General features: G+C 43.8%; 1 protein-coding gene. It reads right to left on the bottom strand.

What is annotated here, in order from left to right; genetic code table 11:
• Nucleotides 1-2: 2 nt before the first annotated feature.
• Complete coding sequence (locus HPE56_RS18135) at nucleotides 3-17,147, bottom strand: T9SS type B sorting domain-containing protein (RefSeq protein ID WP_188245168.1); 17,145 nt, start codon at nucleotides 17,145-17,147, stop codon at nucleotides 3-5.
• Nucleotides 17,148-17,551: the final 404 nt, after the last annotated feature.

Raw genomic sequence — 17,551 nt, 5'->3', positions numbered from 1 at the left:
GTTTAGCGATATAGGGTAAAATGTCCAACAAATTCACGATCATCAGATTCACCTTGTAGTTTAATGATGTACCAATAATCACCGGTTGGTAGTTCTGCACCATGGTATAGGCCGTCCCATCCGTTTTTACTGACTACATTATCTTCAACTACTCTACCATAACGATCATAAATTTTAATTAGTATTTCTGGGTATGACTCAATATTTCTAGGCAACCATATGTCATTTTCACCATTTCCATCAGGTGTAAAGAAGTTGGGAATTTCGATATCTATGAATTCCATTGCTATGTTCGTAATGACCTCACAACCGTTCTCATCAACAACCCTAACAACATAAGTATCAGTCCTATTGATCATATAAGTGTAATCAGAACCATTGTCAACATCTCCGAAGTAGAAGGTGTATTCCCCTCTTCCTCCTGTGGCAACTGCAGTAATTTCATTGATATTGTTGTTCTGCAATTCCAAGGTCAATGGATCAAATCCTAGAATTTCAAATTCGACGGTATTTACACAACCATTACTGTGGGCAATGGTAAATGCATGTGTACCTGGTGCCAAATTGCTAAAGTCAGGGGTCAATTGCATATCAGCTGGATCCGTTGAATCCATTCCATACAATACATCACCGGCAATGGAAGGATCTTCCAAGGTTACCACAATATAATTGTTCGGGGTATCACCGGTACATTCGTATACCGGTTCAACAGTGGCGTTTAGATTTTCACCTGCGCCAACCTCAACATTGATGTTATCCTCACAACCATTGGCATCCCTCACAAACAATAGGTAACTACCAGCAGCGACATCTGTAAAATCCAACTGATCTTGAACAAAGTTCGATTTATCATTTAGACTTGTGCTGTATGGGGCAGTACCTCCTGTTATTGATACGGTAATTGTACCGTTGGCTTCACCCACACAAATCTCAGGTGTGGTGGTTGCGGAAATCTGTAACATATCCGGTTGACCAATGGTATATTCCAATATTTCGAAACATCCGTTCATATCTTGGGCGATTACCGTATAATCCCCAGGGGCCAAATCGGTAAAGGTATTTTCTGTATCGAATTGGTTAAGGTTAGGGGAAATCGCATATTGATATCCACCAGATCCACCTGAAAGGGTAACGGTTATACTACCATTGGTGTCACTAAAACAGGTGACGTCCATGACATCTTCGGTATAGGTCAAAGGTTCTGGTTGTATGATTACAACCTCCTCTGCCGGAGTGGTACAATCCTCACTGGTTACATTCACGTAATAGGTACCTGCGGGAAGTCCAGTGAACTTACCAGAACCTTGAGGACCGGCTACGCGTGTTGCCATACTCAAGGATGCATCGGTATACAATTCATACTGATAGTTACCTAAACCACCTACTGCACTGGCATAGATGATCGCCGTAGCCTCTCCATTACAATTGATCACAGCGGCTGACGTGTCTACGGTCAACGCAAGGGGTACAATGGCGGTTTCAGTTATAGCATTGGAACGTACCGATTCACAAGCACCTCCTAGATCACGTACATAGTATTGGTGTGATCCTGAGCCCAACATACCACTTTCTGGCAAAGGCATTGGATTACTGGTCATCGGACTAAAAGTAATATTATCCAAGCTGTACTCATAAACACCACTTCCGCCTGTAGCACTCAATTCGAATTCCACACCTGTAGCACAGGTTAATGGATCTGTACGGATCAATGTTGCTTCAATAAGTGTAGGTTCTGTGATGGTAACCTTATTGGTTTCCACACCACAATTCCATCCATCGGATACGGTAATACTAAAGATACCTGCTCCTAAATTATTGAAGTCAGGACCACTTTGAAGAGTGCTGGTAAATTCAATAGTCGTACCTGAAGCATCGTAATAGTTCAATTGGTATTCATAGTTTCCACTTCCGTTCAATACATTCACAGCGGAAACACTACCCGTGGTATCACCAAAGCAGGTTAGTGCAGTGGTCAACGGAATGGCATTTGCTGTTACTGGTGTTGGCATATCCAATAAAACGGGATACGCATTTGTTATGGAACAACCTCCTGCATCCACTATGGTAACGCTATAGTCACCAGCAGACAAGCCTGAGAATACCGCACCGGTTACATCATTCAAAGTACCGGAGGAATCCCCTGTAGTGGTATTGGTCAAGGTAATGTCATAAGGAGCTATTCCACCTGTTGGGTTTACCCTTACTTCCCCTTGATCATCGGTACATTCAACCCCGCTCAAAACAGTTGTTGTTTCGGTCAACGCCATATCGGGCGATGCGATGGTAACCGTATTGGTATCATCGGAACACAAAGGAGCCGCGGTTTCAGTAACCCGTATATAATAGTTACCACCAGAAAGTCCGGTAATCATTCTTGGGTTTACACTGGTATCAGTACTAACCGAAGATCCAATAGGATTATCGTTACTATCGAATACTTGGTAATCGTAAGCTCCTAGATAGCCATCAATAGTTAATTCTATTGAACCATTGCCATCACCAAAACAAATAACAGGATCTATAGCAACTGCGGATACCTCGATTAAATCGTAAGGTGCTATTTCATAAGCCGCAGCATCTACATAACATCCAGTGGCCGTATCCGTAACCCTAAAGGTATAACTGCCCACAGCGGTTAAGTTAAACGTGGCCGTGTTATAAGTTGGCGTTCCTGTAGGAACAGCATTAGTATTGCCAACAGGCAACAATTCATAGGTATATACATTGGTGGCATCACCATTGTCGTTTACCGTAATGGTTACTTCTTCCGGTCCTGCACAAGAAATATCGGTAATTGTGCTAACCGTAGCAGTAAACTTGTTCAATGCTTCAATGTTCACTATTGTTGTGTCCGTACAACCATTATCATCCTTTATGGTTACCGTAATTGGTTGATCAATACCAGTATCCAAAACAGTGAATGTATTTGACGTAAAGAAGTTTATACCATCAATACTGAACGTATAAGGTTCCGTACCATCAATACCGACTGCAGTAATAACTGAACTCGATGCCGTATTATCTGGATTACAGGCAAAATCAGTCGCTGTTGCGGTTACATCAACGGGATCGGGCTCATCAATTATCACCTGTTGTGTATCTGAACATGCCTTACCGGAACTTACCGTAATATCATAGGTTCCTTGGGATAAACCAGTGAATAAATTACTGGTTTGTACCGTTGGTGGGTTCGTTCCATCATCCAAGGTATAGGTATACGGTGGATTATCATTGGAAGGAGCAAGAATCACTTCAATTGATCCATCAGCACCTCCGTTACAGGATACATCTTCTTTGTTCGATGTAAATAAAACAGGAGTAGGTGTTTCGAGGGTTATGGGTGCTTGGGCGTCACAGCCTGAAGCACTGGTATCATAAATAAAGGCGGTATACGTGCCAGGTGCCAGTCCGTTAAAGATATTGGAGGCTTGTCGCAGTCCACCGGTTACACTTACACTGCTACTATCAAATAGGTCATATTCGTAAGTACCCGATCCACCAGTGGCGGTAACGGTAATTACACCATCATTTAAGGCACAACTAGGCTGAACCGTTGCGGTAGGCGTTAGACCGAGAGGAGGTAAAATCTCAATAGTATCGGTTGCCGTACATCCGTTGGCATCTCGAACAGTAACCGTATAGGTTCCTGGAGCGGATACGGTAAAGGTGTCACTGGATTGGTATCCGTTTCCTATACTGTATTCAAGTGGTGCAATACCGGAACCTCCAGTTACGGTAAAGGTATAGGATGTTCCGTTGGAGGTACATTGGTCAATAGCATAGGCTGGAGCACTAACTGTTGGCAATGGATCTTCTGTGATAACCACATCGATCATATGCGTACAGTCCTTAGCATCCATTACCCAAACATCCCAATTAAGGTTGGTGGCTGGGTCGAGGGTAGCACTGGCATTTGCAGTATAATCCCCTGGAGTAGGAGCTATACCGTCTTCCATAAAGGCATAGGTATATGAACCGTTTCCTCCAGTGGCCTGAACACTTACTTGGGCACCAATAGTACAGTTCGCATTAATGTTGTTTATTTCAACAAGATTAAGCGCAGCATCTGGTGAACCTATGGTAATGGTATTCGATGTAGCCGGACAGAACGGGGTATCCGTTGCAGTAAGAACTACATAGAAGTTTCCTGCGGACAATCCGGGAATGCTCAACACCCCTGGTGCCACACCAGTATTCGTTATCGAAGTTGTTGTTCCATCACTGTTGAAGACCTCATACGAATAGTTTCCGGTATAATCGGTAACATTGATTTCCATAACCCCATCATTGTCCCCGAAGCAAGTCACTGGTGAAATAGGAGTTGCGACGACCTCAATAAGGTCATAGGGTGCAATATGATACGGAGCGGTGGTGAAATAACAACCGGTCACATTATCGGTTACCCTAAAGGTATAATCCCCTGGGGTTGTCAATGTAAAGTCGGCAGTATAGTTTCCTGCTCCTGGTGTTTGCAATGCAGCGCTTCCAGTTGGTAACAATTCAAAAGTGAAGTCACCTGAACCACCGGTAACCGTTACACGTGCAACTTCATCATTGGCACAGGTTATAGCCGTTTGTTGGCTAACGTTTACGGCGGTTATGGTTGGCAATGGGTTTAGGGTAACCGTATCGGAATTGGAACAGCCATTGGCATCCCTTACCGTTGCGGTTATCGTTTGTGTTGCTCCCGTATCAATTACATTGAAGGTATTGGTGGTAAAGAAATTGATTCCATCAATGCTATAGGTATAAGGGGCCGTTCCTGTACTAGGTTCGTCAATGGTCAGTACGGAAACATTGACCGTGTTATCCGGAGCACAGGCAAAATTAGTGGCACTTGCTGTGACCACCAACGCTGTAGGCTCATTGATTGTAATGTTATCCGTGGCGATACAACCTCTTTCCGAAGTAACGGTAATGGTATAGTTACCTGGGTTCAATCCAGAGAAACTACCCGTACCATTTGTGATAGCGGGATCAATAGTATTATCTATAGTATACGAATACGGTGGATTATCATTTACCCCGGTTGAAGGAGTAACCAAACTAACCGTAATCGTTCCATTGGCAGCACCAAAACAAGTAATATCCGTTTTCTGGGTGGTGTTCAGGGTTACAGGGGTTGGTTCTTCCAAAGAAATTGGAGCATCAACACTACAATTAGGTGTTCCTAATGTATCATCGGTGATCCTTACGATATAGTCACCAAAAGCAACTCCCGTAAATTGGTTTCCTGTTGCGGCTATTCCGGTCGAAGTTAAATCCGATCGTAACAATTCAGCAGTAAACGAACCTGAACCTCCATTTACGGTAAATTCAATGACACCATCGTTAGTTGTACAAGTAGGTTGGGAAACAACGAAAGCACTTGCTGTCAATTCAGCATCAATGGTAATAGCTTCGGTTTCACCACAATTATTGGCATCCCTGATCTCTATGGAATACGCACCTGCGGTAAGACCCGTATACGTATAAGGGAAACTGGCAATGCTTTGGAAAGCACCTCCGTTAATACTCATGGTATATGGGGCTACCCCTGTATTTATGGCATCCAAAGAAACGGTGATACCGAAATTCCCTTCATCGGCACAGGCATCATCCAAGGCCAATGAAATATCCGGAGTGGTATCGGTAGCCACGGTTACGGCATAAGGAATTGCAATGACACAACCATTGGCATCTTGCACATATATATCCCAATTTAAACTTGTTGTTGGGTCTAATTCAACGGTAGTATCATAAGGATACACCCCTGGATCCCCAGCGCCACTAATGGCTGCACCATAGGAATATGGAGCGGTACCCCCTGTTGCCTGCATAGTGACAATAGCGTTGGTTGCGTTACAATTGGCATTTATGTTACCAAGTAAGTTCAACGCCAATGGCTCTGGAGCATCGATGGTTACACTATTGGAAGTGGCAACACATTCAGGATAAGCGGTTTCGGTAATCTGTACGGTATAGGTACCTGCAGCTAGTGTCGAAGATGCGGTAAATGTGTGTGGGTCGGTTAAAGCAGTACCTGTTCCGGATTGGCCGGTAACCAAAGTCCCGGTATTGTCCAATACTTGATAGTTGAACGTTCCTGTGTAACCTGTTAGGGTAACGCTTATTTCCCCATCAGTACTATCACTACAATCAGCATCCATAGTAACTGTAGCGGTTACATCAATCAGGTTATAGGGAGCAATGATATATTCAACGATGTCCGAGCAATTGGTAACGGTATCGGTGATTTCATATACATAGGTTCCAGGAGCAGTCAAAACAATATTAGTGGGATCAGCCACGGGGTTACCACTTGGAAGTTCGGCATAGGTATAGGTGCCTGAACCATTTGATGGTACAAGTTCTATTATTTCCGCTCCATTGGAACAATCTATAGCTTGATGCTGGGTAATTGAAGCCGTAACTTCCTGCATGGCCGGAATAGCGACTACTTCAGTATCCAAACAACCATGTGCATCCCTAACGACAACATTGACATCGGGGGAACCAAAAGGCACCTGATAGGTATTTCCTGCTTGGAAATTAACACCATTGTCAAAACTATAGACGAAAGGAGCTGTTCCCGATGGATTTCCAGGAGTAGCATCGTTAACCGTTACGGTAATCGTACTGGCCGTATCATTACAACTAAAGGCCGAAGCCGAAGCAGCAATATCCAATTGGGTGGGCTCATCCACATCAATTGATTTGGTGTCCTCACAACCTTTGGCTGAGATTACGGTTACGTTGTAGGTCCCTTGTGAAAGTCCGGTAAAGACATTGGAAGGCTGAGTTGTTGTACCTCCGTCCAAACTATATTCATAAGGAACATCAATATTTCCGGCATCCAAGGTAACGGTTATGGTACCATTGGTTCCTCCAAAACAACTTACATCCGTAGCGGCCAACGTAAATGTTGGGTCTACAGGAGCTGGTAAGGTTATCGTTACTGGGGTTGTACAATTCGTGGTGGTATCCTCCACTTCAAAGGTATAGGCGATGGAATGTGTTAGTCCGGTAAATACGCCTGAAACCTGGGTAGGACCAGCAGGGGTAATTTGGGTGTAACTATAGTTTCCTGAACCTCCATTTGCGGTAATCGTAACGGCACCGGAATCGGCGGGGTCACAGTTATCTGCAGCCGTGATGTTCGCACTTAGATCCAATGGTGGATAAATAGTAATATTCTCAGTTTCCCCACACCCATTGATATCGGATATGGTAAAGGTATGGTTACCGGAACCCAAATCGGATATGGTCATGGTATCCCCGGCCAAACTCAAACTACCTGCTTGGGGTGCAGCACCATCTACACTGATGGTATAAGGAGCCATTCCAACAGCATCCAAGGTGATATCAACCTCAAAGGCACCTTCAGTGGCCGTACATTGGTTCGTGGAAGATACGCTTATTAATGGGGAAGGATCTTCCGTAATCGTTATATCCAAAGCAGGGGAAATACACCCGTTGGAATCTTGTGCATAAACATCCCAATCCAAGCCTAATGAAGGATCGAGCGTAAATGTGGACCCTTGAGGGAATGCTCCTGGAATGGCAGCCCCATCAAGAACATAAGCATAGTTATATGGCCCTGTACCACCGCTGGCCCTTACGGTTACCTCAGCATCATTATTACAATTGGCGGCAACCTGACTTACGAAATTCAAGGCGACTGGAGTTGGTTCAAGGATCCTGAATGTTTCGGTTGTACTACAAGAAGGGAGTGTTGATTCCTCTACAAAAATTATATAATCTCCCGGTGGCAAATCATTCACCGTTAGGGTTTGTGGTCCACCTGCAGGGCCAGGGCCTATAGTTCCACTATATGTACCAGAGCCAACAACGGGTGTATTGGAAACAGCATTTAGAATTGAATAATCGATGCTGGTAACACTTGGGTCATAATTGTCCACAGTAAAGGTCATAGTTCCGTCTTCTGCTGTGGCGCAAGTAATATCCGTAGAGTTGTCAATATTTACAGAGATTGATGAAACATCAGGAATAACCACTTCTTGATAACTAGTACAATGGTTTATATTATCTACGGCCTCAATGATATAGGTCTGTCCTGGATTTAAACCAGTGAATGTTGCGACTTCTTCATTAACACCTCCAGGAACCTCAGATGTAGGGGCTGTTCCAATTCCATAAATTTGGAAACTGTAATCACCGGACCCACCAGACGCTGTTATTTGGGCTGTACCTCCTGTAGGACAATCTGGTGGAGGAATAAATGCAGTCATGGTTAAATATGGGTTCGATAGTACACGTACCGATCCTAAGTCACTTTCACAACCGTTGGCATCGACAACCCGTACATAGTAATCACCAAAATCAACACCGTCAAATGAATGTGTGGTACTGGCAGAGGTAACAGGATTGGGATCTCCACTAGATAGGGTAACAATATTATTAGCACTATCATAAAGTGTATAAGTAAAGCTGGCAACACCTCCGGATGTAATGGTAACATCCACACCACCAGGTACATTGCCGCCACCAGGTACATTACTACAGGTTACATCCCTAGCAGTTATTCCCGCAATAATCTGGACAGGTTCTCCTATTATAGCATCATTGGAATATTCACAACCTCTTGCATCCTTTACCACGAAAGGATACGTCGCTGCGGTTAGTCCAGAATAGGTAGTCGTTGATGTAAATGCACTACCATTAAAACTTATGGTATATGGAGCGGTTCCGAAATTAGGGTCTATGTCAATAAACACAGAGCCATCAGCCCCTCCAAAACATGCAACATCAGTTACAACAGCACTGGCCTGTGGCAAAACTGTTGGGGAAATACTGACTTCATTAGTTTCAACCGTACAATTATTGGCATCGGTAATCAAGAACTGGTACGTCCCTGCCGCCGCTGCTCCATTATAAGTAAAAGTACTTCCTGCTAAAGCTGTGGTACCACCATAGCCACCACCATTGAACTGTACTTGGTAGGTTGCGTATGGGGTATACCCACCAGAGATGGTAACATCAATTATTGCATTGCCCGTACATAACAAGTCTTGTGTCAATGAAGCGGTTGCTGCCAGTTGTGGTTGAATATTGATACCGTTAAGCGCATTCGACACACAACCATAGGCATCTGTAACTTGAATATCATAGGTATCAGGTGCAAGATTGGCAATAGTGAATGGGTTTCCGACAACAGCTGTTTGTGCACCACCGTTGATGGTATAGGTATAAGGACCGACTCCATCGGAAATACTTACTACCAATGACGCTTGGTCAGTACCATCATAGCAATAATCCGTTGTTGGATCCAACGCAATGGTTGGGGTTTCCGCGGGGTCCAAAGTAATGGGTTTATCAACAATACAACCCCCAGCATCACGTACATAAATAGTGTACGTACCAGCAGGTACATCGGTAAATGTATTTGAACCTTGGTAGGCATAGACTATGGCAGGACCAACTGTATTTTCCAATTGATATTCATAACTACCCCATCCATCAATGGCTGTAACGGTTATACTTCCATTTTGGATACAGGTTACAGGTGTATTGGTAAATGTGAAATCCAATGCCGCTGGCGGATTTTCAATAACCATGCTGGTCGTTGTGGAACAGTTGGTCGTATCATCGGTAATCGTTACCGTATACGTATCGGCTGCATAGCCCGCTACCGAAATCGGAGTGGTTAGATTGATGTTATTTTGTGATTGAACTACAGTAGTAGCACTGTTTTCAACCGTATAGCTATAGGTAGTTGCAAAATCGCTGACCGTAAAAGTAAATGCACCATCCGCAGCCCCAAAACAACTTACGTTATTGGTTAATTGGGAAATAGCCGTTACTTGAGGTATATCAACCACGGTATAGCTTTCCTCCAATGCACATCCTTTGGCATCGGTTACCTTGAAGGTATATGTTCCAGGAATCAAACCGGTAAACACGCCTGTTGTTGCCCCTGTTACATTGGTAGTTGCAGCGGCGGGAGCCGTGATTTCATAATTAAATGGCGCATTGCCGTCAATAACGGTAATTGTTACATCCGAATTTATGGCAGGACAGGTCGGTGCCGTTGCAATAAACGTAAGGTCTGTTGGTGGGTCCAACGGATCTATGGTAACCGTTGGAGTACTAGCGATACATCCATTGGCATCTTTAATGGTAATGGAATAAGTGCCCGCTGTAATTCCGGTATTGAAAGTATCGGAAACTTGGAAATTAACACCATCCAAACTGAAGGTATATCCCGGAGTTCCACCCGAGTAATTTATAACCTGAAGGGTTGCTGAGGCATTGATACAGGTATAATCCTGAACAACGTCAATGGTACCTGGCACGAGGGCAGGGGGTGCAATCAAATCTACACTATCATTGGTTACACAGCCTTTGGCATCGGTAACTGTATAATTGTAGGTACCTGCAGCCAAACCTGTATAGGTGGTTTGTGTTGAAGGGGCACTGCCATCGAATACGATCTGATAAGGTGCTGTACCTCCTGTAATAGTTAAGGTTACACTACCATCCGTACTTGTAGTACATAAAGGGTTGGCAACTACCTCAACAACGGTTGGCGGATTATTGGCCGTAATCACCACTTGATTTGTGGTCACGGTACAACTTTCCGTATCCGTGATTATAAATTCATAGGTACCGGCCGTTGTGGTGGTATAAGCGAACGGATTGGAAAGAACAGCTGTACTGGCTTGTACAGAGCTACCATCCCGTAGTACTTCATAATTGAACGTTGGGTTTCCTCCACTGACGGAAATGCTTATTTCTGCATCCGGCGTTGCACTACAATCCAAATCCTTAACCAAGTTAGCAGAAGCTGCCAAGGTTGGGAATACATCGATAGTGGCTGATGCAGAACAGTTTTTACTGTCTATTACTTCAACGGTATGGCTTCCAGGTGCCAAACCAGTAAAATCAGCTTCACTTTGGTACGCTCCGCCATTCAATCTATATTGAAATGGTGCCGTTCCACCTGAAGTAACATTCGCGGTCAATATGAGTCCTGTAGTGCTGTCATAACAAAGACTGTTCGCACTAACGCTTAACACTGGAGCAATAGCTGGATTTAATGTAAAACTATCGGTAATCGTACATCCATTGGCATCGGTAACATTGACCGTATAGGCCGCGGAGGTATCGGTGAGTCCATTAAGGATTCCTGTGGAATTCGTTGTGTGTGCCGAGCTTGGGTCTATGAATTCATAAGAATAATTTCCCCATCCTCCCGAAACATTAACGGTAACCGAACCAGAATCCAAACATGTTGGGTCTGTAGGTACAATACTGTCGATGACCAATGCCGACGGTGGATCACTTACGGTGACCGCTGTGGTGCTGGTACAATTCGTTGTTTCGTCTGTAACTATAATCGTGTAATCACCGGCTAGAAGACCGGTTCTATTGATTATTGCGGCCGATTGGCCCGTAACAGGTGTACCCCCATTAATGGTATATTGATACGTTGAGGTAAAGCCACTTACGGTAAAGTCTATTGCACCGTCAGCTGCTCCCATACAGGAAACATTGTTGACCAATACCCCTACTACATTAATTGGGGTAACTGGGTCTATTGTATAATTTTCGGTATAGGTACATCCGTTGGCATCAGTGACCAAGAACGTGTAGGTATCTGGAGCAAGTCCGGCAAAAACACCTGTAGTTGCACCTGTAGTATTTGTAGTTGCAGCCGCAGGAGCTGTAATTTCATAATCAATTGCTCCTGTACCCCCTGTTACTGTAAGGGTAACATCGGAAGTTTCCGAAGGGCAATTTGGAGGTGTGGCAACAAAGGATATATCCGTTGGGGGATCCAATGGCAATATCGTGACCACATTCGTAACGAAGGTACATAAGTTGGCATCCCTTACGGTAAGGGTATAGGTACCATCGGTTAGCCCGGTAAAGGTATCCGAAGGCACAAAATGAATACCATCGATGCTATACGTGTAACCAGAGGTTCCTCCGGAAACATTTTGAGCTTGAATTGTACCTGTTTGCAAGCAGGTATAGGGTTGTGTCAATACGGCATCCGCAGTTATGGGGTCAGGTGCTGTTAGGGTGACACTTCCATTGAACGTACATCCCTTATTATCCTGAACGATGTAATTATAAGTACCTGCAGCTAGTCCGGTATAAAGCGTTTGGGATGAAAGTCCGGCCCCATTGAAATTCACTTGGTATGGTGCCGTTCCAAAATTGGGATCAATAACCACTTCTACACTACCATCCGCTAGTCCATTACAGGTTGGATCAGTAGGGTTCGTTGTTGCCGTAGGGTTTGTAATAGGATCCACGACAACCGTTGTTTCGGCCGTACAACCTTCATCGTCGGTAATCAAGAAGGTAAAGGAACCATTTACGGCAGTGGTATAGGTAAAAGTATTACCGGTAACAGGGATACTGGTACCACCATTTACTTGATAGGTGAAAGCTGAATAACCGCCATTTATGGTAATATCTATGATTGCCTCTGGAGAAGAAGAACAATCCAATTCTTTGGTAAGTACAGGTGAAACCGATAATTGGGGTGCTATTACAACCGTATTGGATGTAGCGCTACATCCATAAGAATCAGTAACGACCACAGTATAAGAACCTGGTGTTAAGTTGTTAAATACATTTCCGGTCTGCGTTGGCCCTCCGTTTAAACTATAAGAATAAGGTGCAACACCGTTTGTTGTTGTTGCAGTTAGGCTAACACCACCCGCTGGATCAAAACAAAGGTCCGTAGTAGCGTCCAGTGATATGGTTGGGTTAGTAGGTGTATCAATGGTAAAAGTATCCGTTACAACGCATCCTCCGGCGTCGGTTACTTGAATGGTATGTACTCCGGTTTGATTGATTCCAGAAAATACATTACTGTTTTGTGGCCCAAGAACAACCGCATCGGGTTGGGTGATTTCATAGGAATAGCCTCCCCAACCATCGGTCGCGGTAATGGTTACAGAACCATCCGAAGTACAACCCAATGGGGTAACATTGAATGTAAATGCCAATGGGTCGGTTGGTTCGTTTACCGTTATTGTTTGTGTATCGGTACAATTCGTAACCTCATCGGTGACGATAATGGTATAATCACCTGCTGAAAGGCCCGTAAGGTTAATAGTGTTTGCAGTTTGTGCAGTTATTGAAGTGGCACCGTCAATGCTGTATGCATAGGTGCTTGAAAAACCGTTTACAGTAAAATCAACGGCCCCATCTGAAGCCCCTACACAGGTAACATTATTGACCAAGGTACCTGCAACGGTAATAGGTGTAACAGGGGTGATGGTAAAGTCTTCTGTGTACGTACATCCTTTATTGTCAGTAACCCTAAAAGTATACGTATCGGGTGCGAGTCCGTCAAAATTGGCAGTCGTTCCGGATGTGGAAGTAGCCGCTATGGATGACGGAGCAATAATATCAAAAACATAAGGTGTATTCCCATCTACAACGGTTACGGTAACATCTGAAGTCTGGGTAGGACAATTCGGGGCCGTAGCCGTAAATGTTAGGTCACTGGGTTCGTTTAAGGGTAAGATTGTAATGGCTGGAGTAGGGAATGTACATCCATTGTCATCCCTAACGGTAATGGTATAAGTGCCATCAGTTAAATTTTCAAACCTGTGGGCATTGGGTGTTGTATCAGGAATAAAGGTGACACCATCAATACTGTAGGAATATGGAGCGGTTCCTCCTGTTACATTCTGGGCCTCGATTACAGCATCCTGTACACAGGTGTAGTCATTGATCAGGGCAGAATCAGCACTTAACGCATTTGTAGGCCCTGCAATGGTAATATCCTCGGTATAATCGCATGAGGCGGTACCAAATATTTGATTGATACGTACCGAGTAATCCCCAGCAGCCAATCCCGTAAAATAGCCGGAATTGTTAGAGCTTAATGGGGTATCGGTATCATCACTCAAGAAATAGGTTATAGCGTATCCATGGTCATCGGTGAGATTGAATTGAATTTCACCTGTCGTGTCACCGAAACATTGGACATCGGTGATGGTAACTGGATCATATTCAGCAGCTGGCCGAAATTCAATCGAAACCATGTTCGAAAACACAGGGCAGTTATTATCGTCAACTACAACAAACGTATAATCACCTGGGGCGAGTACTTCGAAAGTGGTATTGGTTTGGAATTCAGTTGACGGAATATCATTGATGGTTGCATATGAGGTCACCGTTGTCCCACTTTCATTTACATATTCCCATATGGCGTAGACATGCGGAGCTTGTCCTCCTGTTGATTCCATGAGTATGGTTCCTGGATCACAGGTAATGGCTTGTAGTACCCGGGCATCCAAGTCCAGATCATTTTCATCGATAATCGTGATTTGCTCACTATAATTACACCCGTCATCCGTGCGTACTACGGCGATATAATTGCCTGGATTAAGACCGTTAAACGTAAAGTTGTTATTGGTCTGGGCAGATTCACTGTCAACCAAAGTACCTTGGCCTCCGTTAGTACCATCATCCAATCGAATTTCATATTCATAATTGGCATCGGCATTGGTCACTCGAATTGTGGCTGTACCTAAAACGGTACAGTTTGCAGGGGTTACCTCAACTTCGTATTGTACATCCCTTTCAACAATCCCAATAACCGGTGTTTCAAAAATACATGCATCGTCAATAGGGTTTCCGGCATTGTCCAATTGTGTTACCTGTACCCTATAAGCCCCATTTTCGCCAGTTCCAAAATCGAAACTAGGTCCATTGTTGGCACTAAAAGGGGTTATGATATTACCCGTTGCATCATCAACCAATTGGTAACCGTAACCGGCACCTAAATTGGTGATGGTTATATTACCGGGTGTAGTACATATGATATCGTTATAGTCATAGGCTATGTCCAATGTATTTTGGAATACATTGAAGTAAAAACGACTGGTACATCCATTCTGATAGGTAACCGATAATCTATATTTTCCTTCACTCGATACGAGATAATTATTCCCTGTTCCTTCAGGGCTCCAAGTACAGGTGAGGTTTTTGTTTGCACAATCATCCCCGGTGGCGTCACAACTGCCCTCATCCAATTTTTCCCATACAATGCTCTGGGCATCGAGTATGTTTACCTGGATTTGGCGTGTATCCCCTATCCCACAAAGGAATAATTTGGGAAGAAGGTCATTATCAACACTACATTGTACTATTTCCCCGGCCAGGTCATTGGAAGGATCGGTATCACTGTTTACGGAATTGAAATATTCTATGACAGGGTTGGGAATGGTTCCTGAACCATAAGGTACCACGGTGATTATTTCTTTAAAACCCTTACATGGATCGGTGGCTATTTTGTCTACAATATACGTTCCAACCTCGGTTACCGACATGGTACTAGGGTCGTTATCGGGATCACCATCGGTAATTACGGTGTCGGTCGAATCGAACAGGTTATTGCCATTATCGTCCCTTACCCATACGTAACCATCAAAATTATCACCGGCATCCAATATAGCTTCGGTACCACAGAGTTCTACGGTACGGGAAAAGTTACAGTCAGAAAGGTCGTCCAATAAAAAGTTCGTTGCCCCAGGGACAACGAATCCACATGCATCGAAATCCGTGACACTGGGATCATCGGTAACTTGGGCGGCGTTCTGAATACCGTGGTAGGTAGAGTATGCTAAGTTTTGGATTAGATCGGAACAAGCATCAACAAAATCAAAACAGTTTTCGGCTACCTGTACGCGCATTCGAATGGAATACGGGGTAAGTCCCTGTTTTACCAGGGCATTTGGAATGGAAAATTCTATGGTATGGGAAGCAATGTCATAAGAATAGGTTACCCCTGAAGGCAGTACGAAATCTGAATCTGTGAAATCAATGCCATTAGGTGGAGCAACGTTTACGGGGAGTACATCCCTTATGATATAGCCGTCTACATCATCATTTCCGATATTCTGGAAGGTAAGCTCATAGTCGAGGATTTGGCCAAGATGTACACCTTGCCCGGTAATGTCATCCCCACCAGGGGTTTTCACCTTTTTTTCCAATACGATTTTTGGTTCTATGATCTCTACATCGAATGACGTGAAGAACACATCGTATTTATCTTGGGTAGAACTAAGTCTTAGTATAGCACTTGTAGCATCGTTTGGAATAACATTATTGTTAGGTCGGTTGGTCACCGGGAACAGATCTACATCCCATCCCAAGGTATTTACACTGTTCGGATTTCGGGTGGTTACAATATCCGGATCAATAGTAATGTTCGAATTGAAGAAGTTATTAGCTGGATTCTGTGTGCTATAAAGAGCGCTAAAAGAACCATTTGCGTTGATTTCAAGTCCATCACCACGAATTCGATTATCACCTTCCAGGGCAGCGATACCAATATTGGCATTTACATTGAAGGGCGCAGGCAGGGTTGTAAAACCACTGATGGGAATATCTACATCCGGAGCTGCAGAGGCAATACCGGCATACCCATCAAAAGTGGTTATGAATTTACTACCAGGAAGGTTGGGGTTTTCATAGACGATCACCAAGTTCCATCCACCGGAAACGCCACCCGAAATACTACTTCCAGAACTAGCGAGTACGTCGGCCACGAAATATTCCCCATTGGGATTGGAAAGCCCCGAAACAATGGAGGTTACATCCTTGTAGCAGGCATACGGACTATAATAACCGAAATCAGGATCACCATCACCATCAAAAAGAATTTCATCGGCGGTGATATCTTGATAGGTACCCCCTGGTACTTGGAATTTTATATTATCAATATTACTTCGATCTGAATTGACATAAACGGCTGACCAATACAGACCGGCATACCGGACCAAGGAGCAATCTACATCAGGAATGTCCAAGGTAGCACTACTGGAACTGAATGTGCCGGGATCACTGTCAATATCAATATATTGCATATTGAGGACATCGTTCGACTCGGATGAATTACCGGTTGAGTTGTAAGGGGTGTTCGGACTTACTACGTCTGAGACCCAATTGGCGCGCGGATTCCATATCCACCACCATCCCCATCTTTCGTATGCACCTTCCCAATGGGGATCAACTTGACGGTTGACAATGTTATTGCCGACAAAGGTGATTTCACCACGAATATCTGCCTCATAACGTACATCAAAGTCGTTTTTAACTTGGGAGAAGGATGAAAGAACACCTAAAAAGAGAAAACAAGCTAATACATGTATTTTGGGCGACTTAATTTCCATTGGGTCAGAAAGTTTGGTTTTAACAGTTTGTTTGATTCAATCTCTGTATTGATTGTTTTAGACAGTCTCGAAATACGAACATTCCAAGAACTACCATTAACAAATATTACCTATTAAAATCAGTGAGGAAATTTAATGTTGTAGTTCGTCGGTTTTATGTTGTGAAACGTTGTATACATGCGGTTTGTCCCTCTGGATTACAACCTATTTTGGAGCAAATCGATTGTTGTAGGAAAAGCTTTGGAATTGGGTTTAAAGGAATTGGAAAGAGGACGTTCCATGGTGATTAACGGCCATAAAAAAAATCATCCTTTTTACTAAGGATGATTAATATTGAAATTTATAATGTTAATGTACCTCCAAAAATAGGGTTATGAAACAGGTGGGTTTTTAAAAAAACCAAC

Origin of the sequence: Maribacter aquimaris, assembly GCF_014596745.1 — a bacterium.
GTDB lineage: Bacteria > Bacteroidota > Bacteroidia > Flavobacteriales > Flavobacteriaceae > Maribacter_A > Maribacter_A aquimaris.
Note: the sequence above shows the minus strand (reverse complement) of the source record. Positions and strands in the feature narration are given on the sequence as shown.

What these genes read in the sequence shown, in the direction of transcription:
- HPE56_RS18135 (WP_188245168.1), bottom strand. Translation starts at nt 17,147, where the DNA reads ATGGAAATTAAGTCGCCCAAAATACATGTATTAGCTTGTTTTCTCTTT.